The sequence below is a fragment of the Azonexus sp. R2A61 genome (assembly GCF_021401135.1).
Taxonomy (GTDB): Bacteria; Pseudomonadota; Gammaproteobacteria; order Burkholderiales; family Rhodocyclaceae; genus Azonexus.
This window is the reverse complement of record NZ_JACBFO010000005.1, coordinates 202253-227988: the sequence shown is the minus strand read 5'-3', so window position 1 is coordinate 227988 and position 25736 is coordinate 202253. Positions and strand designations below refer to the sequence as shown.

The window sequence follows — 25736 nt, the reverse complement described above, 5'->3', positions numbered from 1 at the left end:
GTAACCCCCTACAATCCGGGCCTGGGCCAGCCAGCCGCATCAGCCAGCCAGCCGTCCCGAAACTCCAGGAGAAAAGCCATGAAGGGCGACAAGAAAATCATCGAGATCCTCAACGGTCTCCTCGCCGGCGAACTAACCGCCGTCGACCAATACCTGATCCACGGCGAGATGTACGCCGACATGGGCCTCAACGAACTGGCGCAAAAAGCCATCCACGAATCCGATCACGAGCGCCAGCATGCCCGTGCGCTGATTCAGCGCATCCTCTTCCTCGAAGGCAAGCCGGACCTCTCCAAGCGCGAAGCGCTGAAGATCGGCAAGAATGTTCCCGAGATGCTGAAGTCCGACCTCGAGGTCGAATACAAGGTCGTCGGCGAGCTGAAGAAGGCCATGACGGCGGCCGAAAAGGCCCAGGATTACGTGACCCGCGACATGCTGAAGGTCCAGCTCGAAGATACCGAGATGGATCACGCCTACTATCTGGAAAAGCAGATTCGCCTGATCGGCCTGGTCGGCGTCGAAAACTACCTGCAGAGCCAGATGGGCTCCGGAACCCCGGCCTGAGGAGCGCGCCATGAAAGGTGACAAGAAGATCGTCGACATCCTCAACAAGGTGTTGAAGAACGAGCTGACCTCGATCAACCAGTATTTCCTGCATGCCCGCATGTTCCGCAACTGGGGCCTGGAAAAGCTCAACGACTACCAGTACAAGCAGTCGATCCGCGTCATGAAGGAAGCCGACGAACTGATCGAGCGCATCCTCTTCCTCGAAGGCCTGCCCAACCTGCAGAACCTGGGCAAGCTGCTGATCGGCGAGAACGTCGTCGAATGCCTGGCCGGCGACCTCAAGTACGAAAGGGACATCCAGCGCCCGCTGCTGATCGAAGCCATCGCACTCGCCGAAGAACTCCAGGATTACGTCAGCCGCGAACTGTTCGAGGAACTGCTCGAACATTGCGAAGGCGCCATCGACTGGCTGGAAACCCAGCAGAGCCTGATCGAGGACGTCACGCTGCCGAACTACCTGCAAGCGCACATGGAGCCTGGCGAAGGCTGACCCTGCACCTTGCCGGCGCTGAAAAAGCCGCGGATTTCCGCGGCTTTTTCATTGGCTCCGCCGGAAAGACGGACTGGCATTTTCCTTGCTGAAATACGGTCGACCGCGACGATTTGTCGACATGTCGACAGCCGACCAAGCGCTATTGACATTCATTCTCAAGTCGATAGAATGCAAATTGTTCGCATTAATCTTCTCCACGGAGAACCCAATGTACGTTTGCGTGTGCCAGGCTGTGACCGATCGCCAGATTCGCGAAGCTGCGGAGGGTGGCGCCCGTACCCTGAAGGACCTGCGACGCGATCTCGGCGTCACCAGCGAATGCGGGCGCTGCGCCACCTGCGCCCACGAGTGCCTGAAGGAAGTTCACGGTACCCCGCGCAAGCCGGCCAAACTGATTCGCATGGCCGCCTGAGCCGCAAAAATCAGGGCTGCGTCGCGCCGAGCTGCGGTGCGGCTTCGGTCAACGTCGTTTCGCGGAAACGCGACACCCAGTTGCGCCGCATCAAACCTGGCGAAACCTCGTCGGGCACTTTTTCCAGAATTTCCAGCCGCAGGTAACGAACTGCATCGGCCGGCGCATCGAAGTGATAGCCGAACCTGCCGAATGCCCAGCGGCTGCCTTCCCCATCGCCGGCAACGACCGCGATGTCGCCGGCCGGTACCACAACGCGCAGCACGCCGCCCCAGGGCAAGGTGCCCTGCGCCTTGCCGTTCACCACGATCAGCGGCTGCTCGGCCAGCGGCATCGTTCCGGCAAATGCGGCTTGTCGTTCTCGATACAGGTACAGCGTGACTTGGCCGGGCGCCGCCACCGGCACGAAAACCGGTTGCGGCGCATTGCCGACACAGCCACCCAGGCAAGCCATAGCGGCCAAGCAGCCGCCGGCAGCCAGCCGGCGGACGAAAACGCGCCGGCCGTTCACCAGCGGGCCTCCAGCGTCACCATGTACATCGCGTAACCCTGCGAACGATCGCTTTCGGTACGCAGCAGATTGCCTGCGCCGTCGGTCTCCTCAAGCCAGCCGCTGCGTGCTTCGCGGGTCACGTTCTGTGCCGAAAAGCGCAACGCATACTGGCGGTCGATCTTGTACAGGGCATACAGGTCGAGATTGCGCCGGGCGGCCTGCTGCTGTCGCACCGTGGCACTGCTTTCGCGGTCGAGCGCCGACAGGTAGCTGAAATTGCCGCCCACAGTCAGGCGCATCGACGGAATCTCGTAGTCCACGCCGATATTCGCGCTCTTGCGCGGCCCTTCGCCGGCACCCAAGCCATCGACCTTTTCCAGCATCGTGATGTCGGTATAGGCCAGGTTGCCGCGCAAGGTCAGCGTCGGCAGGTTGAAGGTCGTCAGCTTGCTCTTGAAGTCGAACAACGCGCCACGCAACTGTGCGGTGCCGACGTTGTACGGCCGTTCGATCCAGCGGCCGCTGCCGCCGTCGAAACTCACCAGGCGTTGCGTGTAGTTCTCGATGCGCCGGTCGAAGGCCGACAAGCCGATCGTGCCGGCCCGCTCGCCGAGGAAATGTTCGACACCGACCTCGATGCTGCGCAGGGTTTCCGGTTCCAGATTCGGATTGCCGCCGCGGTCCGGGTTGCTCGACGAGTTGATGCCGTTCGCCGTACGCGCATAGGGCGTGAGTTCGCGGGTATTCGGCGCCTTGGTGTTGCGGGCGATGCTGGCCCGCAGGTTCCATTGCGGCGTGACCTGCCACAGGTAGTGCAGCGAGGGATCGAGCGAACGATGCGAACGCTCGATGTTGCCCGACTGGCTATCCTCGATTTCAGTGTTCAACATCTGCCAGCGCAACCCCGGGGTCAGCACGTGCTGTTCGGCCAACTGCCATTCATCCTGGATCCAGGCCACCTTGCGCCGTTCGTCCAGGGTTGCCCGGTTGTCCGAAACCACGCTGCCGGCACGGCGTTGCTCGTCCTCGGAATTCTCGCTGCGATATTCCAGCGCGCCGGTCAGCAAATGGCTGTCGAAGAACAATTGCTTGCGCTTCAGATCGACCATCCAGCCCTGCTCGCGGCGCGTGGTCTTTTCATCGGTCGCCGAGGTCAGCACGCCGGCGCCGTCGTAGCGCCGGGTGCGCCGGTCGGCATCTTCGTACTCCCCCTGCAACATCAGGCGGGCCGTCGTTTCGATCCCGCCGGGCGCGGTGTTTTTCCATTCCGTGGACAGTCGACCGGAACTGCGGCGCGTCGTCGAGTCGTCCTGATCGCGGCTGGAAACGCCGCTCTGGTTGCGGTCGACCGCACTATCCATCTCATTTTCGGTAAACGTCAGGAACGGCGAGATGGTCAGTTTCTGCGTCTCGCCCAGGCGCCAGCTCAGACGCGGACTGAGCGTGATGTTGGTGTCGCGCCCCGTGCGTTCGGCATGCTCGTTCAACGTACCGGTCGGCACACCGCCGGCGTAGGTGGTCGAATCGCGATCGTTGATGCCCTTGTTGCTGCGGCTGTTGATCGCCCCGGACAGCAGATAGCCGAAACGGCCGCCGTCCGGCTCGCCATACTGACCTTCCAGGCGCAGGCTGGGTTCGCCGTTGCTGACGCCGACACCGGCCTTGGCGCTGCGTACCTGCTTGTTCGGCACATCGCGCAGGATCAGGTTGATCACGCCACCGGGGCTGAGCACCGGGAATTCGGCAGTGCTGTTGCGAATGATTTCGACGCGCTCGATCAGTTCCACCGGCAAACGCAGCGCTGCGCCGGGATTGCGCCCGCCGCCCGGCAAGGCCTGGCCGTCGACCATGATCTGCGGCATGTTGCGATCCGGGCCGCGCCCGCGGCCACGCGGGCTGTTGTCCGGATCGGCGAACATCCCGGTTCCCGGCAGCTTGCCGAGCAATTCGCCGAGACTGGCGGCATCGAGCGTTTCCAAGTCTTCACGACCATAAACGATTTTTCCGGCAGACGCATTGCGCCGGATTTCCTGCGCCGTTTCGGCCTTTGCCGTTACCTTGACCTCGGACAGTTCGAGCACTTCCTGCGCCGCCGCCGGGCCGACCAGCAGCCAGCACGCACACGCGCCCGCCAGGCGCTGCCCGGCCGCCGCGCGCGATTTCCCCAAACCCGCCATGGGACCCCCAGTATTAGGATTGATTATTGATTGGAGCGAATGCTAGCAGCGGCCCGGGGCTGCCGAACCTTGCCGTTACAAATGGAAATAGGTTTTACATTTGGCCAACGGCAAGGCTGGTTTTCACGCGCTCAGCACATGCGCCGGCGTGATGTCGGCGAGCGTCCGGCAACCGCACAGCGCCATCGTCACTTCCAGCTCCTCGCGCAAGATGCGGATCAGGTGGGCAACGCCCAGTGCGCCGGCAACGGCCAGCGCATGCACGTAGGGACGCCCGACCAGCACCGCCGACGCCCCCAGCGCAATCGCCTTGAACACATCGCTGCCGCGCCGGATGCCGCCATCGAGCAGCAACGGGAAACCGGCGCCGACCGTAGCCCGGATCGCCGGCAAGGCGTCGATCGACGTCGGCACGGTATCAAGTACGCGACCGCCATGATTGGAGACGATCAGACCATGCACGCCAAGCCCGACGGCTTGCCGCGCATCGGCCGGATGCAGCAGGCCCTTCAGCAACACCGGCAGACGCGTCTCGCCGAGCAGCCAGGCGACGTCGTCCCAACGCGGCGCGATGGCCATCATGCCGTCGAATACCGGACTGGCGCCGGGACCGGGCGGCGGGATTTTTGCCGGCTGCGGCACGTTGACCGCAGCCAGCCCCGACGGCAACGCAAAACCGGCGCGCTGCTCGCGGTTGCGGATGCCGGCCAGCGGCGCATCGACGGTCAGCACCAGGGCCCGGTAACCGGCCGCTTCGGCACGCCGGACCAACGCCAGCGACGCCTGACGGTCGCCCTGCCAGTACAGCTGGAACCACTTCGGCCCCTGGCCGGCCGCGGCCACCGCTTCCAGCGTCGTCGTCGCCAGCGAACTGAGCAGCATCGTCGTCTCGAGTGCGCCGGCGGCGAGCGCCGTGGCTTTCTCGCCGTCGGCATGGAACAGCTTCTGGTAGGCGACCGGCGCCAGCAGGACCGGATGCGCCAGCGTCTCGCCGAACAGCGAACAGCGCGTGTGACCGCCGCGAACGTCGGCCAGCATGCGCGGCAGCAAGGGCAGCGCGGCCAAGGCATCGACATTGGCGGCGGCCGTCAGCTCGTCGGCCGCGGCGCCTTGCAGATAGGCCCAGGCGTTGTCGTCGAGATGCTGACGGGCGACGCGTTCGTAGTCGCAGGCGGCAACGATGTCGCGCGGGATTGCGGTCAACGGCGTTTTTAGCGGATTTTTCATGTCGACCGCAGGATTCACTCGGCCCAGAGTTGCAGCAGCTTGTGGTAATGACCGGTCAGGGTCACCACCTCCGGCGTGTCGCCCTGCTCGCTGCGCAGCTTCAGGATGGTCATGTCGAGCTCGAACAGCATCGCCCGCTTCCACGGATCGCGCACCAGGCTTTGCGTCCACAGAAAGGAAGCGATACGCGCCCCCCGGGTCACCGGTTCGACGCGGTGCAGGCTGGTCGATGGATAGACGATCGCATCGCCGGCCGCCAGCTTCACCTCGTGGCAGCCGTAGCTATCTTCGGCAATCAGCTCGCCGCCCTCGTATTCCTCCGGCTCGCTGAGAAAGACGGTGGTCGACACGTCGGTACGAATCTGCTGGCCGCTGAAACGGTCGGTCTGGATCGCGTTGTCGATGTGATTGCCGTAATGGCCGCCGTTCTCGTAACGATTGAACATCGGCGGCAGGATGTATTTGGGCAGCGCCGCCGAAACGAACATCGGGTGACGCCGCAAGGCATCGGCGACTTTTTTCGACAGCGCGCCGTACACCGGCGATTCGACCGACAACTGCTGGTTCTGCTTGACGTTGGCCGCCTGCGCGCCGGAGGTCTGCAGACCGCTGACCCAGCCTTCGCGCGCCAGCGTGTCGCGAATCTCCGCCACTTCCTCCCGGGACAACACGCCGGGTATGTGCAACAGCATATCGACTCCTTTCAAATGCGCACGGCCCGCGCGCTGGCGGGCCGTGTTTTATCGGATACCGGTCCGACCCCGCTCAGAACTGGAAGTTGGCGGACAGGATCGCCGTCCGCGGCGCGCCCAGCGTGGCCCGTGCGCCGCTGTTGTTCAAGGTGCTGATGTACTCCTTGTCGAACAGGTTATACACGTTCAGGCGCAGGTTGAGGTTCTTGCTCACCTTGTAGGCGGCCATCAGGTCGGTGACCCAGTAGGACGGAATCTTCGGCATGTTCTCGGTGGCCAGGTTGGTGCCGTCGGTAACCACTCGCTTCTGCTCCGACACATAACGCACGCCGCCGCCGAGCGTGAAATCGCCCAGCGTGTAGGAGGACCACAAGGTTGCCGTCAGGTCCGGCGCCCAACGCACACCGGAACTTTGAACACCGGCGGTGCCGTACTGGCTCAATTGCTTGGTCCACATGCGGGCGACGCCGGCCGAAACCTGCCAGAAATTGGTCAGTTGGCCGACCGCCGACAGTTCGATGCCGTCGACGCGGGTCTTGCCTTGCTGCGCGTAGGTGTTGGTCACCGCGTCGACCAGCGAAACCTGGTTTTCGTTCTCGGTACGGTAGATCGCCGAACTGACGTTGAGACGCTTGTCGAGCAGTTCCCACTTGGTACCGAGTTCCATGTTCACCGTTTCCTGCGCCTTCATGTCGGTGCCGTTGGCACTGCTCGCCGAGCTCGACAGCGCGAAACTGGCGCTGCCCGGCGGCGTCAGGGATTTGGCATAGGCAGCGTAGATGCTGCCGTTGGTCGCCGGCTTGTAGACCGCGCCGAGCTTCCAGCTGAACAGGTTGTCGGAAACGCGCAGATTGTCGTTCTGGACCAGCGCACCGGCCGCCGTCACGGTGGCGCTCTCGGTGCTCGTGCGGTAACGCTCGAAACGCACGCCGCCACTGAGCATCCAGCGCTCCGACAGTTTCAGCGTGTCGAAGGCGTACAGCGCCGCGGTCGTGGTATTGCCGTCGGTATAGGCGCCGGTTTTCTGCAACTCGCTCAGTTCGACAGCCGGATTCGGCGCATACAGGTTGATGGTGGGCGCGACCAGGGTCTGCGCCGTCAGACAGTTGTTGCGGGTACCGCCCTTGGTCGTACAGAAGTTGTCGTCGCGCTGCCGCTCGTACATGAACTCCAGACCGGTCACCAGCGTGTGGGTGATCGCACCGGTATTGAACTCCATGTTCAGGCTGGTCTGGTTGGCAGCGATCTCGTTGAGCCGGTCGATCCCCTGGCGCGTCTGGGCCACCACCCAGCTCGAAGGGTCGGCCGGATTGGCGGCGGTGATGGCGTTGATGCCGGTCAGACGGCGATCCATCTTGGTCCGGCCGTAACGCGTGACGTTGCGCAACACCGTGCCGCCGCCGAAATCATGTTCGACCTTGGCCGTCACCATGTCGGCGTCGACCTTTTCGTAATCGCGGTGATTGCCGTAGAAATTCTCGCGATCGACCTTCGGCGCACCGCGCACCTCGTCGATCGCATTGTAGAACCCGGGCATGCCGACGGTCGGAATGCCGCCGTCCGGCACGTTGTCCTGTCGGACGTGCTGCGAGAACAGGTAGAAGCGGGTCGGCGAGTTCAGGCCCCAGGCCAGCGACGGCGCGACGCCGAAACTGCGGTTGTGGACGTAATCCCGCCCGGCAACGTCGGCATCCTGACCCATGACGTTGAGCCGGAACGCCAGGTTGTCGCCGACCTGCTTGTTCAGGTCGGCAGTGATCCGCTTGTATTCGTCAGTGCCCACGGCCACCGAGGCACTATTGATGTCACCGGCCTGCGGCAGCTTGGAAATCAGGTTGATGTAACCGGACTGCGAACCGCGACCGATATCGCTGCCGGCCGGCCCCTTGACCACTTCGACCTGCTCGACGTTGAACACGTCGCGCGTCACCGCACCGAGATCGCGGATGCCATCGACGAAGGTCGCACCTTCGGTCGAGAAACCGCGCATGCTGAATGCGTCGCCCGCCGCGGTATTGCCGTTTTCACCCAGTTGCATGGTGATGCCCGGGGTATTGCGCAACGCTTCCATCAGCGTCGCCGCGCCCTGCTCCTGCAGGATTTCCTTCTTGATCACCTGAACCGTCTGCGGCGTATCGAGCAGCGGCTGCGTGAACTTGGTGTTTGCCGACTTCTCGGCCTTGAAGGGAACATCGACATCGGCGGTGACGGTCATCGCCGGCAGGGTTTTTTCCGCTTCCTGGGCGTGGACCGCAACCGGCATCGCCGCGGCCATCAGGGCCAGTAGATGCGACGGAGCAGGGTGTTTGCGACTGCGAATGTGGGCCATGGAAAACTCATCCTCGTTACAGGTCATTATCTTTAACGTTGGCTGGCTTTCCGGTTGGCTGGCCGCTTTCCAGATGGCTGGCTACAAGTTGTTGCAATTGCACATGATATTGACTCTCAACACGGATTACAACATTGGGGCACAAAAACCGGGAACTCGGCCCGCCCGGACGTTGCATGGATGCAACCCGTACACGGAAAACGGCCCGCCAGGGGCGGGCCGTTCCTGCGGGAAAGCGAGCTCAGAACTGGAAATTGGCCGACAGGACAGCAGTTCGCGGTGCGCCCAAAGTGATCCGGGCGCCGCCGTTGTTCAAAGTATTGATGTATTCCTTGTCGAACAGGTTGTAGACGTTCAGTCGCAGATTGACGAACTTGTTGACCTTGTAAGCGGCCATCATGTCCGCCACCCAGTAGGACGGAATCTTCGGCATGGCTTGCGTGGCCAGCGGCGTCGCCGGGTTGATCACGCGCTTCTGTTCCGAGACGTAACGAACGCCGCCACCGAGCGTGAAATCACCCAGCGTGTAGGACGTCCACAAGGTTGCCGTCAGATCGGGCGACCAGCGCACCGCATCGGCATTGCTCATGCTGAGCTGCTTGGTCTTCATCTTGGCGACACCGGCCGAAATCTGCCAGAAATTGGTGATCTGGCCAACCGCCGAAAGCTCGATGCCATCGACCCGGGTCTTGCCGACCTGCGCATAGGTATTGGTCACCGCATCGACCAGCGTCACCTGCTTGTCGTTCTCGGTGCGATAAAGCGCCGTGCTGACGTTCAAGCGCTTTTCCAGCAGTTCCCACTTGGTACCGAGTTCGATATTGACCGTTTCCTGCGGATCCATCGCCGCGTTGCTTTGATTGCTGCTCGAAGCCGCCAGCTGGAAATTGCTGCTGCCCGGCGGCGTCAGCGATCTGGCGTAGGCGGCATAGAGGCTGCCGTTGCTGGCCGGCTTGTACACCGCGCCCAGCTTCCAGCTGAACAGGTTGTCGGACGCCTCGATGTTGTCCGGTGCCAGTTGGCCGACCGCGTAGCCCGGGTAAATCGCCTGGTTGCCGTTGGCTCCGCCAGTCACCAGCGTCCGCCCGTCGGTGGAGACCCGATAACGCTCGAAGCGCAAACCGCCGTTGAGCATGAAGCGTTCGGAAAACTTCAGATTGTCGAACAGATACAAGGCCGTGGTCAGCGACTTGCCGTCGACATAGGCGCCGGTCGCATAGGGGATGCCCAGATCGTCGTCGGCATTCGGCGAATAGAGATTGGCCACCGGGTTGTTGATCGCCGCATACGCCACGCCGTTGATCGTCTGCGCCATCGTGGCGAAAGTCCGCGACTTCTGGCGTTCGTACATCAGTTCCAGGCCGGCGACCAGCGAATGCTTGATGAAACCGGTCGAGAACTCGCTGTTCAGGCTGGTCTGGTTGGCCAGGATCTCGTTTTCCTGATCGACCCGCTGACGGGAACGACTCAGGGTCCAGGTCGACGGATCGGCAGGAGTCGGGGTGGCAATCGTCATCACGCCGGTCAGTACGCGATCGATCTTGTTGCGGCCGTAGCGGGTGATGTTGCGCACGGTGCTGCCGCCGCCCAGATCGTGCTCGAACTTGGCGGTAACCATGTCGGCATCGATTTTTTCGTAGTCGTTCTTGCTACCGTAGTAGTTTTCGCGATTGACTTTCGCACCGTCACGAACCTCCGCAATCGCATGGAAGTAACCCGGCATGCCGATCGACGGGATGCCGCCGTCCGGCACGTTGTCCTGGCGCAAGTGTTGCGAGTACAGGTAGAAGCGGGTGGGCGAGTTGAGCCCCAGGGCGATGGCCGGCGCAATGCCGTAGCCCTTGTTCTTCACGTAATCGCGGCCGGCCACGTCGGCATCCTGCCCCATGACATTCAGGCGCAGGGCCACGCCATCGCCGATCTGCTTGTTCAGATCGGCGGTCAGGCGCTTGTAGTTGTCGGTACCGACCGACACCGACGCACTGTTGATGTCGCCGGCCTGCGGCAATTTGGAAATCAGGTTGATGTAGCCGGACTGCGAACCGCGGCCGATATCGCTGCCGGCCGGCCCCTTGACCACTTCGACCTGTTCCAGGTTGAACACGTCGCGGGTCACCGCGCCGAGATCGCGGATACCGTCGACAAAAGTCGAGGTCTGGGTCGAGAAGCCGCGCATCTGGAAAGTATCGCCCGCCGCGGTATTGCCGTTCTCGCCGAGTTGCATGGTGATGCCCGGCGTGTTGCGCAGCGCTTCCATCAACGTCGCCGCCCCCTGCTCCTGCAGGATTTCCTTGCGGATGACCTGCACCGTCTGCGGCGTGTCGACCAGCGGTTGCGTGAACTTGGTATTCGCCGATTTCTCGGCCTTGTACGGCACGTCGGCATCGGCCTTGACGGTCATCGCCGGCAGGGTTTTTTCCGCTTCCTGGGCGTGGACCGCAACAGGGATGGCGGCGGCCATCAAGGCCAGCAGATGCGAGGGAGCGGGGTGTTTACGGCTACGGATATGGGCCATGGGAACGTTATCCTTATTTCGGTGAAGAAAACTGGCTGGCGTTCCACGTCGCCGTCGCGGAGACGGTGCAGATGGCTGGCTACATGAACTTACACACGAATGATAACAATTCTCAAAAGCATTGCAATAATTTGCAACAGTCCGTCACAAAACCTGTTGCAGATTTGCGACAGCAGGAACGATCAGAAAACGTCGCGGCGATAGCGGCCGGCGTCGGCCAGTTCGTCCAGGCCCTGACGGCCGAGAATGTCGGCCAGCGTCCGATCGACGGCTTCGCCCATGCCGGCGCGGCTGCCGCAGACGTAGATCGCGGCCCCTCGCCCGATCCACTCCCGGAGGGCTTCGGCCTCGTGCCGGAGCACGTCCTGCACATAGCGCAACGCACCACCGTCGCGCGAAAACACCGTGGTGCAACGCAGTTGCCCGGCGCGTTGCCAGGCCTCCAGTTCATCGGCCAGCAAGGCATCGTGTGCCGCATTGCGCTCGCCGAAAATCAGCCAGTTGTCGTGTCGACCGCAGGCCACGCGTTCGGCGAGCAGCGCACGCAGACCGGCTAGCCCGACACCGTTGCCGATCAGGATCAGCGGCCTTTCCCCGTTGGCGCCGAGACGGAAGCCCGGGTGCGGCCGGATGCGCAGTTCGACGCTTTCGCCCGGTTGCAGGTAGCGGCAGAGATGGCTCGACAGCAGCCCTTCGCTGCCGTCTTCGCGGACATGCTGGCGCACCAGCAATGCGATGCCGCCATCGGCCGGCAACGACGCGATGGAATACTCGCGCGGCCGTTCCGGCTCGGCCGGCAGCACGATCTGGGCGAGATCGCCGGCCGCCCAGTCCGGCAGTCCGGCGGAGGGCCGCAGGTGCAGACGATGCACCGGCCGGCCCTGGCTGCCGGGATTGAGCTGCTTGCGGTCGACCAGCGTCCACGGCGAAAAATCAGCCGTTTCCCAGGCCACGAAGGCGGTCGTGCCGGCCAGCCGGAGTAGCTGATGCTGCCAGTGCGCCAGTCCCTCGGCGTCGCAGCCGTCGAGCTCGATGCGGTCGAAACGCCGACGGGCGCCGGCCGCTTCCAGCCAGTCGTCGAGCCGTCGGCCGAAAGCGTTGAAATGGGCGTAGTTGCGGTCGCCCAGCGCCAGCAGCCCGTAGTCGACCCGCGCCAGGGCCAGCGATTCGGGCAGGCAGTCGCGGGCGAAACGGGCGGCGTTGTCCGGCGCATCGCCTTCGCCGGCCGTACTGACGACGAACAGGAAGCAGCCGCCGGCAACCAGTCGCTCGTCGTCGAGCTGGTTGAGCGGATAGCAACAGGCGGCGATGCCGGCCTTTTGCAGCGCGGCCGCCGATTGCAGGGCAATCGTTTCGGCGTTGCCGGTCTGGCTGGCGAAAACGATCTGCCAGCAGTCGTCGACCGCAGCAACGGCCACCGTGTGCCGCCGCGCGGCACGCCAGGCGATCAGGCAGACGGCCGCGTAAGCCGCGAGCGCCAGCCCGACCGCCAGCCAGCGGGAAGGATCCAGGGACAGCACGAAAACAGGAGGCGTCCGCTTACTCCGGCAGGACTTCGAAAGTCGCCGAGTAGCTGAACCGCTCCTTGGCCGGCGCCGGCCGCGGCTGGCCTTCGGCCGGGGCCGGGGCGCGCGGCGGGTAGCTGGTGTTCAGCCAGTACATTTCCGCCATCGGCCAGGTCACGGTGAATTCGCCTTTGGCATCCGACGTCACGGCAAACTCCTTCAACACGCCGCGATAGCGCACGCCGCCGGGCACCACGCCAACCGTCAGGCCGGGCAAGGGTTTGCCGTCGAGCAAGGCGCGGAAACGCGTCTTCTGGCCGGTCATCAGACCGGTCGGGTGATCCAGCGGCAGGATTTCCAGCCCCTTGCCGACCGGCTTGAGCACGGCATCGCTGGCGTCGTTGGCCGTCACGTAGGTTTCCATCCGGCCGTAGGTCGTCGTCACCTGCAGGTCTTCGGCACCGGCCGGAATCTCCTTGGCCATCGCCTCCGGCGAACCGCGCCAGCGCTTCGTCTCGCCCTTCAGCTTGTAGCTGGCCATCGCCGATTCGCTGAGCAGCGAAATCTTGTAGGTACCGGGCTGGACGAGTTTCAGGTCGGCACTGGCCAGTTGCTGGCCGGCGCGCAGGTTTTCCGGCTTCAGGGTCTTGCCGTCCGGGCCGAGCACGATCAGCTTGTCCAGCGCCAGCGCGCGATGATCGGCCACGAACAGGTCTTCTGAGATCGCGCCGTGTATGGTCACCCACGGCTCCTTGCCCTCGACTTCGGCGACGTTGGGGGCCATCCAGCCTCGATGGGCGTGGGCGGAAAGCGGCAGACAAGCGGCCAGCGCGATGGCGGCCAGGGTCAGGTTGAAACGCTTCACGGTGTCTCTCCTCGGATCAGGGCTTCAATTGAACGGTAACCGTACCCAGCTCTTCCTGCCCCTTGGCAGAAGCGCTTTGCGCAGCCTTCGGCGGCCAGCTCAGCGGCACGCGGACCACTTCGCGACCACCGGCTTCGCGGGAAGCTTCGACCATCAGCAGGTATTCGCCGGCAGCCAGGTTGCCGAGCGGTGCCTTGCCGGCGGTGAAGCTCAGGTTGTGCACGCCCGGCGCCCGCGTGGCCGCGGTCACCGCATCCAGCGGCGTCTGCATGTCGCGGCCGCCCTTGCGCCACCATTGGCGCATGTCCTTCAGCCACTTGGTGCCGCCGTTGTCCTTCTTCTTCTGGTCGTACCAGACGTTCAAGGGAGTGATCGGCGCCGACTGGTCGGTACGCTCGAGCCACATCGCGATGTATGGCCGATGGTATTCGGCGACCTGCAGCTGCGGCAGTTCAAGACGGACGGACAGCTCGGCGGCGGCCGCGGGCAAGGCGGTCAGCGCAAGCGCCATGACAAGACCGGAACGACACTTCATCGGATTTATCCCCCAAAAATCAGTGAATGAACAACAAGGCAATCAGGACGGGTATCAGCACGCCGAGGCCGACCAGCGGCCAGGTGCTGTGCCGGCGCGCCGCGTGAATCTTCAGCACCCACAGACCGGACAGCGAGAAGAGCAGACAGGCAACGGCAAAGATATCGATGAACCACGACCACACGGCGCCGGTATGGCGGCCCTTGTGCAGATCGTTCAGCCAGGAAATCCAGCCGCGGTCGGTCACTTCGAATTCGGCTTCGGCGTCTTCCAGCGCAAAGCGCAGCCAGGCATCGCCGCCCGGTCTGGGCAACGCGACATAGACCTCGTCGGCGGACCATTCGGCATTTACGCCATCGAGGCGGGCACGGAAACTGTCGGCGGCCCAGCGCACCACCGCGGCGGGCAGCGGCCCCTCCTTGCCGTCCTGCACCAGCGACTGCGCGGTCAGCTCCGCCAGCAAAGGCGCCGGAACGGCCAGCGTCCGGCGCTCAATCTTTGGCGTCGATTCGATCTGGCTGGCGTGATTGAGCGTGATGCCGGTCACGCTGAACAGCAGCATGCCGAGCAGGCACAGCGCCGAACTGATCCAGTGGATCTTCAGCAGCAGTTTGAGGGTCGCCGAGCGGTCGGCAACGACCGGGCGCGCAACGTCGGCAAGCGGGAGAGAGTGGGATTTCGCCATGGCTCAAAAAAGGGGAACGATCTTGGCTGCGCCCCGGGCATCATCGATTCGCAGGAGGGAATCGGCGCACCGGAACGGCTGGCTGATGCTGAGTATAACTGATAATGGTTCGCAATCGCCGCGTAACAAAATGTAATTCCGGTCGCTGCGGTCAACTGCCGCGCGCCCATGAAAAAGGGCGCGGACCTTGCGGCACGCGCCCTGAAGGAATTTCGGCAAGCCTCAGCTAGCGTCGAATCCGGCATCCTCGATCGCCGACATCAGCGCCTCACGCGTCAGGCTGGCCGGATCGTAAACCACCTTGGCCTCGCCCGGCTCCAGCGTCACTTCTGCCGAAGTCACACCGGCCAGTGCGCTCAGCACGCCGGTCACATTCTTGACGCAGCCCTGGCAACTCATGCCATCGATCCTGATTCGGGTTTCTTCCATGATTCGATTCCATACAGAAAAGGTTGATCTCGCAGCAATTCGGTCATCCGTGCAGCGTCGACCGGACGACTGAAATGATACCCCTGGGCCATCTGGCAATTCATCGTCCGCAACAACTCGAGCTGTTCGGCGGATTCGACCCCCTCGGCCAACACCTTCAGACGCAGGTTGCGCCCCATGCTGACGATGGTCGACGCGATCGCCCGGTCGTCGGCATCGATTTCCAGGTCGCGGATGAACGAGCGGTCGATCTTCAGCTTGCCGACCGGAAAACGCTTCAGATAGGCCAGCGAGGAATAGCCCGTGCCGAAATCGTCGAGCGCCAGGCACACGCCCATCCGGTGCAGCGCGGACAAGGTGCCCAGCGTCACTTCGGCATCGTGCATCACGGTACGCTCGGTCAGTTCCAGCTCCAGCCGGCCGGCCGCCAGCCCGGACGCCCCCAGCGCCCCGGCAACGACCTCGACGAACCCGGCCTGACGGAACTGCACCGGCGCCACATTGACCGCCATCGTCTGCAGCGACAAGCCCTCGTCGATCCAGGCCTGCGCCTGCCGGCAGGCTTCGCACAGGACCCAGTCGCCGATCGGGTTGATCATCCCGGTATCCTCTGCGACGGGAATGAAACGATCCGGCATGATCAGCCCGAGATCCTTGTGCCGCCAACGGATCAAGGCTTCGACACCGACGATCTCGCCACTCGGCAGATCGATCAGCGGCTGGTAGTGCAATTCGAATTCGTCGTCGGTCAATGCCCGCCGCAGGCTGCTTTCCATCATCAAGCGCTCGAGCGTCGCGGTGTTCATCTCGGCCGCGTAGAACTGGAAACTGTTGCGTCCCAGTTCCTTGGCCTTGTACATCGCCGTATCCGCATTCTTCAGCAGCGTGTCGATGTCCTTGCCGTCCTGCGGATAGAGCGCGATGCCGACCGACGGTGTCACGGTCAACGCGTGTCCGGCGACCGAAAACGGTTGCGCCGACACTTCGAGCAGACGGCGGGCGACATCGGCCGCCGCCGGCGTGGAGATTTCCGGCAGCAGCACGATGAACTCGTCGCCACCCAGGCGCGCCAGCGTATCGACCTTGCGCACGACGGTCTGGAAACGCTGCGCGACGGCGCACAGCAGATCGTCGCCGACACTGTGGCCGAGCGAATCGTTGACCCGCTTGAAGTGGTCCAGATCGATGAACAGCAGGGCCGAATTGCCCTGGCAGCGCTCGGCGACGGCAATCATCTGGTTGATCCGGTCGTGCAACAGCCGGCGGTTGGGCAAGCCGGTCAATGCATCGAAATCGGCAAGTTCGCGAATCTTGCGTTCGGCGGCCTTCTGGCGGCTGATATCGACGACCGTGCCGACCGCCGCCGGACGGCCATCGAGTTCGCTGGGCGAGCCCTGGACGGTGACCGGAAAGACAGTGCCGTCCTTGCGCACCAGTTGCAATTCGTAGGGCACGCCGGGTTCGCCGGCCAGCCGGGCGGCCAGCTCGCGCCGGACGGCCTCGTGCTGCTGAGGCACCACGACATCGAACGGCCCCATGCGGTCGACCATCTCCTCGGACGAAAATCCGAGCATGTCGACCAGGCAGGGATTGACGTAACGGAAGACGCCATCCTGCATGACGAAAATACCGACCTGCGCCGCCTCCATGGTGGCGCGAAACAACGATGCCCTGTCTACGACCTCACCGGTCATTCCTTCTCCGCCGCGCCATTCGTTTCCCCCCGCCGCGGTTTCCAGCGTTTCAGCAAAAGCGAATTGGAAACCACGGAAACCGAACTCATCGCCATCGCAGCCCCGGCCACGACGGGATTGAGCATTCCCATTGCCGCTAGCGGAATTCCCGAAACATTGTAAATGAAGGCAAAGAAAAGATTCTGCCGGATTTTGCCCAAGGTGGCCGCCGACAGGTCGATGGCGTCGGCCACCCCATGCAGGTCGTTGCGCACCAGCGTCAGGTCGGCAGCCTCGATGGCGGCATCGGAACCGGCGCCGATGGCGAAGCCGACATCGGCCGCCGCCAGCGCCGGCGCGTCGTTGATACCATCGCCGACCATCGCCACCACGGTTTTTGCCGATTTCAATGCGTTGACCGCAGCCGCCTTGTCGCCCGGCAGAATACCGGCCCGGAATTCGGCGATGCCGGCCTGAGCGGCGATCGCCGCTGCCGTCGCCGGATTGTCGCCGGTCAGCATGACTACCCGGATACCGCGCGCCTGCAGGCGCCGGACAGCCGCCTTCGACGTCGGCCGCAGCGCATCGGCAATGGCGATCAAGGCCAGCACGCCGGCCTCATCGGCCAGCACGACCACCGTCTTGCCGGCCTCGCGCAAGGCAGCCAGCGCCGGATCGTCACCCGCCCCCAGCCATTCCGGCGAACCCAGCCGCAAGCGGCATCCGTCGACATCGCCCGCAACGCCCAGCCCCGGAAAAGCGCGGAAATTTGCCACCGACGGCAGGTCGACCGCAGCAGCCTCGGCCACCACCGCCCGCGCCAGCGGATGCTCGGACGACTGTTCCAGCGCCGCCGCCAGACGCAGCGCCCGCCCGGCATCCGTCGCCCGCGCCAGCACCTCGGTCACCCGCGGCTGCCCCAAAGTCAGCGTGCCGGTCTTGTCGAGCGCCAGCACGGAAATTTTCTCGGCGCGCTCCAGGGCCTCGGCGTTGCGCACCAGAATGCCGGCCCGCGCGCCCTGACCGGTGCCGACCATGATCGCCGTCGGCGTCGCCAGACCGAGTGCGCAAGGACAGGCGATGACCAGCACGGCCACGGCATTGACCAGGGCTTCGGCGAAATCGCCGGCAGACCACCACCAGCCGGCAAAGGTCGCCAGCGCGACGAAGCAGACCACCGGCACGAAGACGCCGGAAATCCGGTCGGCCAGGCGCTGCACCGGCGCCTTCGACCCCTGCGCCTCGCCGACCAGCCGGATGATGCCAGCCAGCAAGGTCTGTTCGCCGACGCCGGTCGCCTTGCAGCGCAAGGCTCCCTGCCCGTTGGCCGTGGCGGCGAACACGCGATCGCCTGCCCGCTTGCCGACCGGCATGCTCTCGCCGGTCAACATCGCTTCGTCCACACTCGATTCGCCGTCGATCACCTCGCCATCGACCGGAACCGCCTCGCCCGGACGGACCAGGAAAACGTCGCCCGGCATCAGCGCATCGACCGGCAGTTCGAGCCACCGACCGTCGCGCTCGACGCGTGCCGTCTTCGGCTGCAGGCGGATCAGCGACTCGATCGCTTCCGACGTGCGCGCCTTGGCCCGCGCCTCGAGCAACTTGCCGAGCAGTACCAGCGTGATCACCGCCGCCCCGCCCTCGAAATAGACATGCTGATCCAGCCCGAACACCGTGACCGCGGTGGAAAACCCCCAGGCCATGCTGGTTCCCAGCGCCACCAGCACATCCATGTTGGCACCGCCGCCGCGCAGCGCCTTCCAGGCGCCCTCGTAGAAGCGCCAACCGATCCAGAACTGGACCGGCGTCGCCAAGGCCAGCTGCAGCCAGCGCGGCAACTCGTTATGCATCCCGTGCTCGCCGAACATGAACAGCATCTGGCCGACCAAGGGCAGGGTCAACGCCACCGCGATCCGGAAAAGCCGGATTTCCTTGCGGTAAACCCGCTGTTTTTCGGCTTTTTCCCGCTCGCGCGTCCCGGCATCCACCGGCTCGGCACTGAAGCCAGCCCTGGCCACGGCAGCGATCACCGCCTCCGCCGCCACGCCGTCCAGGCGCACGCGCGCACGCTCGGCGGCCAGATTGACGTTGGCCTGCATGCCGGGCTGCCGGTTCAGCACTTTTTCCAGGCGGGTCGAACATGCGGCACAGGTCATGCCGGCGATGGCGAATTCGACAACCTGGGTCGTTTCGCCGGATTTGTCGTTCTCGTTCATGTCGGGATTCCTACAGCAGGCGGAGCAAGCCGACCAGTCCGTAAAGCCCGAAACCCAGTACCAGCAAGCCGGATACCAGACGGACGACGGGACGGCGGACGAATTCGCCCAGTCGGGCAAGCAGGATGCCGGCCAGTAGCAGATTCGGCAGCGTCCCCAGACCGAAGGCCAGCATCAGACCGGCACCCCGCGTTGCCGAACCGGCCGCCAGCGCCGACGCCAACGCGCCGTAAACCAGGCCACAAGGCAACCAGCCCCACAGCATGCCCAGCGGAAAAGCCTGCGCCACGGTACGCGCCGGCAGGAAACGCCGGGTCAGCGGCTGGATGCGGCGCCACAATGCCTGCCCCGCCCGTTCGGTAAACGCCAGCGCCCGCGTCACGCCGATCAGGTAAAGGCCGAGCGCGATCAGCATCAGATTGGCAAACAGGTAGAGCAGCAGGCGAACCGGCACCTGTCCTTCGAGCCCGAGGCTGGCCGCACCGAGGGCACCGACCAGCGCACCGGCGATCGTATAGGACAGGATGCGCCCGCCGTTATAGGCCAGATGCATGCGCCAGCTGGCCGGCCCGCCAACCGCCAGCGCACCGACGATGCCGCCGCACATGCCGACGCAGTGCGTACCGCCGAGCAAGCCGACAACAAACAGGGCCAGAAAGCCGGAATCGGGCATGGGACAGGGATTCAGCGCGGAAAGTCCGCAGTGTAACCCGCGGACTCCGATCCGTGCACCCCGTCAGATCACCTTCGAATAACGGGTGCGCTGACGATCGGCACGCAGGTAACGGTCGAAGGCCATGGCGATGACGCGCACCAGCATGCGCCCCGGCGGCAGCACGGTGATCCAGTCGCGCTCGATCTTCAGCAGGCCGCCGCGCTCCATCTCGCGCAAGTCTTCCAGCTCACCGGCGAAATACTTGTGGAAGTCGATCAGATGGGCGCTCTCGATGCTCTCGATCGACAGTTCGAAATGACACATCAGGGCCTGAATGATCGAACGCCGCAGAATGTCGTCGGCCACCAGTTCGATCCCGCGGAACACCGGCAACATGCCGCCATCGAGCCGGTCGTAGTATTCGTCGAGTGTCTTGACGTTCTGCGAGTACGTCGGCCCGACCTTGCTGATCGACGAAATGCCGAAGGACAGCATGTCGCAGTCGGCATACGTCGAATACCCCTGGAAGTTGCGGTGCAGCCGGCCCTGGCGCTGGGCAACAGCCAGTTCGTCGTCGGGCTTGGCGAAGTGATCCATGCCGATATACACGTAACCGGCCTCGGTCAGCTTGCGGATGGCCAGCGCCAGAATCTGCAGCTTGGTATCGGCGCTCGGCAGGTCGGCCTCGGCAATCCGCCGTTGCGGCTTGAACAGGCCGGGCAGATGCGCATAGTTGTAGATCGACAGCCGCTCCGGGTCCATCGCCAACACCCGCTCCAGCGTCCGGTTGAAGCCCATGACGCTCTGGTGCGGCAGGCCGTAGATCAGGTCGATCGATACCGATTTGAAACCGTTGGCCCGCGCCGCAGCGATCACACCGGCCGTTTCGTCCTCGCTCTGGATGCGGTTGACCGCACGCTGGACCTCCTCGTCGAAATCCTGAACGCCGACGCTCATCCGGTTGAAACCGAGCTCGCCGAGCAGCGCAACGGTAGCATTGTCCACCTTGCGCGGATCGACTTCGATCGAATACTCGCCGCCATCGAGCAACTTGAAATGGCGGCGCGTTTCCTCCATCAGCTGGCGCATCTCGTCGTGCGACAGGAAGGTCGGCGTACCGCCGCCCCAATGCAGCTGGATGACCTCATGCTTGCCGTCCCGCCCTTCCAGCGCGGCGCTCTGCAACGCCAGTTCCTTGCCCAGGTACTTCAGGTACTTGGCACTGCGCCCGTGATCCTTGGTGATGATCTTGTTGCAGGCGCAGTAATAGCAGATGGTGTTGCAGAAGGGGATGTGGAAGTATAATGACAGCGGTCGGCTGATGCCGCCGATATTGCGTTTGCCCAGCCAGGTCCTGGCGGCTTCCGCATCGAAGGCCTCGACGAAGCGGTCGGCGGTCGGATAAGACGTGTAACGCGGACCATTGACGTCGAAACGGCGAATGATCTGGGGATCGAAGACGAGGTTATCAGTTGCGAAATTCATTAAACATGCCACCCATTTTAGGTCGGATTATGTTCGGATGGCGCGCACTCGCGGTTGACATGGATCAAGCCGAAGCAGGTTGCTGATGGGACAGACCTACCCGCTCAATCAGGAAATCTCGCTGTCGGTCATCAAGACCGCCTGTTCGAACTGCAACCTGCGCGAACTCTGCCTTCCGTTCGGCCTGAGCCTGGAAGAGCTGGAGCGTCTCGACGACCTGATTTCCACACGTCGCCGGATCAAGCGCGGCGACCACCTCTACCGCGCTGGCGAACCTTTCGACGCAATTTACGCGATTCGCAGCGGTTTTTTCAAGACCGACGTGCTGCTCGAAGATGGTCGCGACCAGGTCACCGGTTTCCAGATGGCCGGCGAGTTGCTCGGCCTCGACGGCATCAGCACCGAACACCACACCTGCAATGCAATCGCCCTGGAAGACAGCGAGATCTGTGCGATTCCGTTCTCGCGCCTGGAGAGCCTGTCGCGCGAAATCCACAACCTCCAGCACCATTTCCACAAGGTGATGAGCCGCGAGATCGTCCGCGACCATGGCGTCATGATGCTGCTCGGCACGATGCGCGCCGAGGAACGCCTGGCCGCCTTCCTGCTCAACCTGTCGCAGCGCTTCACCGCCCGCGGTTTCTCGCACGCCGAGTTCTACCTGCGGATGACGCGCGAGGAGATCGGCAGCTATCTCGGCCTCAAGCTCGAGACCGTTTCGCGCGCTTTCTCCAAGTTTCAGGAAGAGGGCTACATTGCCGTCCAGCAGAAGCACATCCGCATCCTGAACGTGAATGGCTTGAAGGGCCTGATGAATCATCGCGCCTGAAGGCGAAGACAGGTCGCAGGCGCCCCCCCTTGCCGGACAATCCGGCTTGCTGCGGTCCACGCCGATAAAACAAAAAAACGGGGCTTCCCGAAGGAGGCCCCGAAAAGGATGCAAGGGAAGCACCCAGCGCAATGAGAACAGTCGATGACGACGGGCCATCCCGCCTGTCGTCAGCACGGCTTCGCCGGTTTGCGCAAACCTGGCGAAACCGTGCTTTCAGGCATCAGAACGAATGCTTGATACCCATGGCGAAGCCATTGACACCGGCACCGCTCAGACCGGCGGAGTTACCCATCGGATTGATCCGGAAACCAGCCTTGGAATCGTTCTGAATGTGTGCGTAGTCGGCGTACAGCTCGGTCCGCTTGGACAGCGCGTAACGCGCACCGACGGCCCACTTGGAGGCATCTGCATCGCCCAGCGTACGGTCCTTGACCTGGCCGTAGCTGGCCAGCACCGACGCCTTGCCGAACGGCACCGTCGCGCCGATGAACCAGTTGCGGCGATCATAGCTCTGACCGGCAGCCAGGCCACCCAGGTTCTGCAAACCGGGGGTTGCAGCATCAAGGTCGATGTTGCCGCCGATGAAGGAGTTCGGATCACCCTTGATGATGTCGTACACACCGCTGATCTTGACCACGCCGAAGTCGTAGGAAGCGCCGGTGGTGGCGACATAGAGGCGGCTGTCCGAATAGCCGACGGCCTTCGTCGTTTCATAGTCCAGATCGACGCTGAGCGGGCCCTTGGCATAGATCAGGTTGATCGAGAACAGGCGATCGTCACCCTTGTTGCCGTTGGCAGCAACCGCCGGGACGTGCACCCCGTTCAGGGTGCCTTCCGCCCCCTGGGTGTTGGTGGCCGTCGCCAGGATCAGCGTGAAGCCGTAGATCGACGGCGAGATGTAGGCCAGGGCATTGGCGGCGCGGTCATACTGGGTGGTCATCTGGGCGAAGTTGCCGACCGAGTAGTTGCCGAACGGGTTGTACTTGCCGAAGATGCCGTAACGGATGCCGTCCAGGTAACCGGCGACGGCGGTACCGAAACCACCGGTCAGGCCGACGTACTGGTGACCTGCCTGATTGAGGCCGCCGTTGACGTCCGGGTTGATGCGGTACTGCAGGTCGAACACGACCTTGAGGCCATTGCCAAGATCCTCGACGCCCTTGAAGCCGATGTGGCTTTGCGAACCGGCGCTTTGCAGGTCGTGCTGACCATCGCCATTCACGACGGTGCCGTTCTTCCCTTCCCGATACATGTAGCCCATATCAACATTACCGTAGATGGTGACGTTGGTTTGGGCAACAGCAGCGCCGGACGCGGCAGCCAGTGCCAGCGCAATGATTTTTTTCGACATGGATGTCTCCTGTAGATGATATGTCCCGTCCCGGCTGAACCGGGACGGCCTTCCCCCGTTGTCATTGGATGAATGACATGGCGCGGCATGGATTGCGAACCCCGTGCCAGCCCGCCAACGGACCTCGAAAAACCGCCGAAACGACCATCTGACAAGGGTTTGAGCAGAAAACAAAATCGGCTCGCCAAAAATTGCTGCCCGCCCGGGGCGCTCACTTTTTGGACAACTGCTTCAGGATTGAACTGATACGAAACAATGAAACAGCTGCGACAAGCCAAAACACCGGGCAAAAAAAACCCGGCCGAAGCCGGGCCGATGCTCGACGATCCGGAAAATCAGAAGCGGTAACCCAGCGAAACGCCGGCCAGCCAGTTGCGACCGGGTGCCGACTCGTAGAAGCGGCCATTGGTGTCGCCAACGATCACCGACCCAACGTACTGACGGTCGAAAACGTTGTCCAGGCGGGCAAAGGCGCCGAGCTTCATGGCCCCGAAGCGCCGCTCGATACCGGCCCGCAGATTGGCGATCGCATAGCCCGGCGCGGCCTGCAGGCGGTTGCTGTCCTCGACATAGACCTTGGCCCGGGCCACCCCTTCGACCCCGGCATAGAAACCGGAAGCCGGATCCCGCCAGACCAGTTCGGCAAACAGGTTATGCGCGGCGACACCGGGCAGCCGGCTGCCCGAATTGACCGTGGTCGGCTGCGTGGTGCCGCTGACCGGGTCATAGATCCGGGTCGCGAAGTCCTGGTCGTAACGGGCATCCAGCCAGCCATACGCCAGACGGCTGCTGAAATTACCGGCCCAGCGGCTGTCGACCGCAAGTTCGAGACCGCGCCGCGTCGTGCCACCGGCATTGCGATAGCTGGTACGGCCGCCGGTCGCCCCGTCGACCACCAGCTCGTTGCGGGTACCGATATGAAAGGCCGCCAGATCGACACGGGTATCGCTGCCGACATAGGCCTTGACGCCGATTTCGGCATGCTTGCTGTCGGAAGGCGCCAGTCCGAAGTTGAAGCTGCCGCCGCTACCGGAATAGAACAGTTCGTTCAGGGTCGGCGTCTCGAAGCCCTTGGCGAAACTGGCATACAGATTGACCGCCGGGCTCAGGCGATACAAGGCGCTGACCAGGGGCGTCGTCCGTTCATAAGTGACGTTGCCGCTATCGTCGCCGTTGGCGACGCCGGTGATGTACTCATCCTTGACCACGAAGGCGACCCGGTTGTGGCGCAGACCGGCGCTCAGCGACAGGTCGCCGCGTTGCCATTCGGCCTGGGCATACTGGGCAAAGCTGCTCACCGTGTCGGTTTCCTTGCGCCGCAGGTTGCCGAGCACGCCCAGCGTGGTGCCGGAGAAGTTTTCGTAGCCGCGACGGTCATCTTCCGAACGCTCGAACTCCAGTCCCAGGCTGGTCGTCATCTGGCCGCCGGCAAGCGGAAAGCGTCCACTCCAGCGTGCCGAGGCACCGGCGTAATCGCGGTCGAAATCGATCACCCCGCCGGAGTGCCGCGGATTGGCCTGGACGCCCGCAGGAATCGCCTGGTACTGACGCACCGAACGGCTGCCGGTATAGGCCGTCAGTTCGATCAACTGTTCACCGAAACGATGGGTGTAGTTGATGCCGCCCTGGGTCTGCTCGATGGTCTTGCGCGTGTTGTACGACAGGGCGTTGGCCGTCGCACTGGCCGGCGCCTGACGATAGGCGTTCCAGTCCAGGCCCAGCGGATCGTCGGCCTTCTGGCGGAAGGTACTGGCGACGAAGGTGAGCTTGCCGTCCCGGGTCGGCGACCAGTTCAGCTTGACCATGGTCTGATCGCGCTCGGCAGCGCTATGTTCGCGGTAACCCTCGGTGGCGAATCGCGAGGCGTCGATCACGTAACCGACCGGCCCGACCTGGCCGTCGCTGCTCAGATCGGCCTTCCAGGAGCCGTAGCTGCCGGCCGAGAAGCGCCCGTCGACACCGGGCGTGCCCTGGCCGTCGCGGGTGAACAGCTGCACCACGCCGCCGGCCGAATTGCCGTAGATGGCCGACATCGGACCGCGCATCACTTCAATGCGCTCGGCCCGGTCGAGGTTGAAGCTGGCCGCCTGCCCCTGGCCATCCGGCATCGATGCCGGAATACCGTCGGCGACCAGGCGGATGCCGCGCACCCCGAAGGCCGAACGGGCACCGAAGCCGCGCGACGAAATCTGCAGGTCCTGCGCGTAGTTCTGGCGATTGGCGACATTGATGCCGGGCACGCCGGACAATGCTTCCGACGCGTTGACGCGGGGTCCGGACTCGAGAATGGTCCGGGCATCGACCGAATCGACGGCAGCCGGCAAATCGAAACTGCTGTGTTCGACGCGGCTGCCGGTCACCACCACCGAATCCAGCGTCAGGGCTTCGCTGTCGGCGTGGCAGGGAAAAGCAGCCGCCAGGGCTGCACCAAGGGTGGCGGAAAAAGCGGCGGAACGGCGGGTCGACCGCGACAGCGGGAAAGGAAGGCGGCGGAATTCCATGATGTCTCCAGATTATTATGTCGGACGGGCCCCGACCGTCCTGAAGACGATTATCGCTGCCGGCGCGATCCGCCACCTCCGGCGAATCGCCAAAGA

21 protein-coding genes are annotated in these 25736 nt (G+C 63.7%); 4 read left to right on the top strand and 17 right to left on the bottom strand.

Annotated features, from left to right (window positions below; translation table 11 throughout):
* Positions 1 to 78: 78 nt before the first annotated feature.
* The 3 genes from bfr (L0962_RS16445) (at position 79) to L0962_RS16435 (ending at position 1472) form a co-directional block, all read left to right on the top strand.
* A complete protein-coding gene (bfr, locus tag L0962_RS16445) occupies positions 79 to 564 on the top strand; it encodes a bacterioferritin (protein WP_234087559.1) in 486 nt (161 codons plus the stop codon).
* A gap of 10 nt (positions 565 to 574) precedes the next feature.
* A complete protein-coding gene (gene bfr / locus L0962_RS16440; protein WP_234087558.1) occupies positions 575 to 1057 on the top strand; it encodes a bacterioferritin in 483 nt (160 codons plus the stop codon).
* A 211-nt stretch (positions 1058 to 1268) separates the two neighbouring features.
* The gene (locus tag L0962_RS16435; protein ID WP_234087557.1) at positions 1269 to 1472 is read left to right on the top strand and encodes a (2Fe-2S)-binding protein; all 204 of its coding nucleotides are present in this window, start codon (positions 1269 to 1271) and stop codon (positions 1470 to 1472) included.
* 10 nt (positions 1473 to 1482) lie between these two features.
* Here the strand turns inward: L0962_RS16435 and L0962_RS16430 are convergent, their stop codons facing one another.
* The 15 genes from L0962_RS16430 to hemN form a co-directional block, all read right to left on the bottom strand.
* Positions 1483 to 1983 (bottom strand): hypothetical protein, encoded by a 501-nt coding sequence (locus L0962_RS16430; protein ID WP_234087556.1) that lies wholly within the window; start codon positions 1981 to 1983, stop codon positions 1483 to 1485.
* A complete protein-coding gene (locus L0962_RS16425) occupies positions 1980 to 4142 on the bottom strand; it encodes a TonB-dependent siderophore receptor (RefSeq protein WP_234087555.1) in 2163 nt (720 codons plus the stop codon). Before L0962_RS16425 ends, L0962_RS16430 begins: the two co-directional genes overlap by 4 nt.
* A gap of 123 nt (positions 4143 to 4265) precedes the next feature.
* Entirely contained in the window at positions 4266 to 5369 is a 1104-nt protein-coding gene (locus L0962_RS16420) for an alpha-hydroxy acid oxidase (protein WP_234087554.1), read from the bottom strand.
* A gap of 14 nt (positions 5370 to 5383) precedes the next feature.
* Positions 5384 to 6061, bottom strand: a complete 678-nt coding sequence (locus L0962_RS16415) for a Fe2+-dependent dioxygenase (protein ID WP_234087553.1) — start codon at positions 6059 to 6061, stop codon at positions 5384 to 5386.
* Between the two features lie 73 nt (positions 6062 to 6134).
* Positions 6135 to 8390: a catecholate siderophore receptor Fiu gene (locus L0962_RS16410; RefSeq protein ID WP_234087552.1), complete on the bottom strand. Its 2256-nt coding sequence runs from the start codon at positions 8388 to 8390 to the stop codon at positions 6135 to 6137.
* A 241-nt stretch (positions 8391 to 8631) separates the two neighbouring features.
* Positions 8632 to 10905 (bottom strand): catecholate siderophore receptor Fiu, encoded by a 2274-nt coding sequence (locus L0962_RS16405; RefSeq protein ID WP_234087551.1) that lies wholly within the window; start codon positions 10903 to 10905, stop codon positions 8632 to 8634.
* Positions 10906 to 11087: 182 nt separating this feature from the next.
* Entirely contained in the window at positions 11088 to 12425 is a 1338-nt protein-coding gene (locus tag L0962_RS16400) for a sulfite reductase subunit alpha (protein WP_234087550.1), read from the bottom strand.
* A 19-nt stretch (positions 12426 to 12444) separates the two neighbouring features.
* A complete protein-coding gene (locus L0962_RS16395) occupies positions 12445 to 13275 on the bottom strand; it encodes a DUF4198 domain-containing protein (protein ID WP_234087549.1) in 831 nt (276 codons plus the stop codon).
* A 16-nt stretch (positions 13276 to 13291) separates the two neighbouring features.
* Positions 13292 to 13810 carry a DUF2271 domain-containing protein gene (locus L0962_RS16390; RefSeq protein WP_234087548.1) on the bottom strand — a complete coding sequence of 173 codons (519 nt, stop codon included), beginning with the start codon at positions 13808 to 13810 and terminating at the stop codon, positions 13292 to 13294.
* Positions 13811 to 13829: 19 nt separating this feature from the next.
* Entirely contained in the window at positions 13830 to 14495 is a 666-nt protein-coding gene (locus L0962_RS16385; RefSeq protein ID WP_234087547.1) for a PepSY-associated TM helix domain-containing protein, read from the bottom strand.
* Between the two features lie 222 nt (positions 14496 to 14717).
* Positions 14718 to 14924, bottom strand: coding sequence for a heavy-metal-associated domain-containing protein (locus L0962_RS16380; RefSeq protein WP_234087546.1), 207 nt, complete (start codon positions 14922 to 14924; stop codon positions 14718 to 14720).
* Positions 14891 to 16618, bottom strand: coding sequence for a bifunctional diguanylate cyclase/phosphodiesterase (locus tag L0962_RS16375; protein ID WP_234087545.1), 1728 nt, complete (start codon positions 16616 to 16618; stop codon positions 14891 to 14893). The genes L0962_RS16380 and L0962_RS16375 overlap by 34 nt, the downstream gene beginning before the upstream one ends.
* Positions 16615 to 18816, bottom strand: coding sequence for a cation-translocating P-type ATPase (locus L0962_RS16370; RefSeq protein WP_234087544.1), 2202 nt, complete (start codon positions 18814 to 18816; stop codon positions 16615 to 16617). The genes L0962_RS16375 and L0962_RS16370 overlap by 4 nt, the downstream gene beginning before the upstream one ends.
* 10 nt (positions 18817 to 18826) lie before the next feature.
* Positions 18827 to 19489, bottom strand: coding sequence for a sulfite exporter TauE/SafE family protein (locus L0962_RS16365; RefSeq protein ID WP_234087543.1), 663 nt, complete (start codon positions 19487 to 19489; stop codon positions 18827 to 18829).
* A 63-nt stretch (positions 19490 to 19552) separates the two neighbouring features.
* Positions 19553 to 20956: an oxygen-independent coproporphyrinogen III oxidase gene (hemN, locus tag L0962_RS16360; protein ID WP_234087542.1), complete on the bottom strand. Its 1404-nt coding sequence runs from the start codon at positions 20954 to 20956 to the stop codon at positions 19553 to 19555.
* Positions 20957 to 21041: 85 nt separating this feature from the next.
* On the opposite strand from hemN, the gene fnr reads away from it, so the two are divergent.
* On the top strand, positions 21042 to 21785 hold the full coding sequence (fnr, locus tag L0962_RS16355) for a fumarate/nitrate reduction transcriptional regulator Fnr (RefSeq protein ID WP_234087541.1): 744 nt from the start codon (positions 21042 to 21044) through the stop codon (positions 21783 to 21785).
* 223 nt (positions 21786 to 22008) lie between these two features.
* Here fnr and L0962_RS16350 read toward each other — a convergent pair whose 3' ends face one another.
* Together L0962_RS16350 and L0962_RS16345 are read right to left on the bottom strand one after the other, a co-directional pair.
* On the bottom strand, positions 22009 to 23139 hold the full coding sequence (locus L0962_RS16350; protein WP_234087540.1) for a porin: 1131 nt from the start codon (positions 23137 to 23139) through the stop codon (positions 22009 to 22011).
* Between the two features lie 335 nt (positions 23140 to 23474).
* Entirely contained in the window at positions 23475 to 25640 is a 2166-nt protein-coding gene (locus tag L0962_RS16345; RefSeq protein ID WP_234087539.1) for a TonB-dependent receptor, read from the bottom strand.
* Positions 25641 to 25736 lie beyond the last annotated feature (96 nt).

Excerpts from the sequence above, each read along its gene's own strand:
- bfr (WP_234087559.1), top strand. The coding sequence starts at position 79 with ATGAAGGGCGACAAGAAAATCATCGAGATCCTCAACGGTCTCCTCGCC.
- L0962_RS16350 (WP_234087540.1), bottom strand. The coding sequence starts at position 23,139 with ATGTCGAAAAAAATCATTGCGCTGGCACTGGCTGCCGCGTCCGGCGCT.
- L0962_RS16405 (WP_234087551.1), bottom strand. The coding sequence starts at position 10,905 with ATGGCCCATATCCGTAGCCGTAAACACCCCGCTCCCTCGCATCTGCTG.
- L0962_RS16435 (WP_234087557.1), top strand. The coding sequence starts at position 1,269 with ATGTACGTTTGCGTGTGCCAGGCTGTGACCGATCGCCAGATTCGCGAA.
- L0962_RS16380 (WP_234087546.1), bottom strand. The coding sequence starts at position 14,924 with ATGGAAGAAACCCGAATCAGGATCGATGGCATGAGTTGCCAGGGCTGC.
- L0962_RS16425 (WP_234087555.1), bottom strand. The coding sequence starts at position 4,142 with ATGGCGGGTTTGGGGAAATCGCGCGCGGCGGCCGGGCAGCGCCTGGCG.
- L0962_RS16370 (WP_234087544.1), bottom strand. The coding sequence starts at position 18,816 with ATGAACGAGAACGACAAATCCGGCGAAACGACCCAGGTTGTCGAATTC.
- bfr (WP_234087558.1), top strand. The coding sequence starts at position 575 with ATGAAAGGTGACAAGAAGATCGTCGACATCCTCAACAAGGTGTTGAAG.
- L0962_RS16365 (WP_234087543.1), bottom strand. The coding sequence starts at position 19,489 with ATGCCCGATTCCGGCTTTCTGGCCCTGTTTGTTGTCGGCTTGCTCGGC.
- fnr (WP_234087541.1), top strand. The coding sequence starts at position 21,042 with ATGGGACAGACCTACCCGCTCAATCAGGAAATCTCGCTGTCGGTCATC.
- L0962_RS16345 (WP_234087539.1), bottom strand. The coding sequence starts at position 25,640 with ATGGAATTCCGCCGCCTTCCTTTCCCGCTGTCGCGGTCGACCCGCCGT.
- L0962_RS16385 (WP_234087547.1), bottom strand. The coding sequence starts at position 14,495 with ATGGCGAAATCCCACTCTCTCCCGCTTGCCGACGTTGCGCGCCCGGTC.
- L0962_RS16375 (WP_234087545.1), bottom strand. The coding sequence starts at position 16,618 with ATGACCGGTGAGGTCGTAGACAGGGCATCGTTGTTTCGCGCCACCATG.
- L0962_RS16415 (WP_234087553.1), bottom strand. The coding sequence starts at position 6,061 with ATGCTGTTGCACATACCCGGCGTGTTGTCCCGGGAGGAAGTGGCGGAG.
- L0962_RS16410 (WP_234087552.1), bottom strand. The coding sequence starts at position 8,390 with ATGGCCCACATTCGCAGTCGCAAACACCCTGCTCCGTCGCATCTACTG.
- hemN (WP_234087542.1), bottom strand. The coding sequence starts at position 20,956 with ATGAATTTCGCAACTGATAACCTCGTCTTCGATCCCCAGATCATTCGC.
- L0962_RS16390 (WP_234087548.1), bottom strand. The coding sequence starts at position 13,810 with ATGAAGTGTCGTTCCGGTCTTGTCATGGCGCTTGCGCTGACCGCCTTG.
- L0962_RS16420 (WP_234087554.1), bottom strand. The coding sequence starts at position 5,369 with ATGAAAAATCCGCTAAAAACGCCGTTGACCGCAATCCCGCGCGACATC.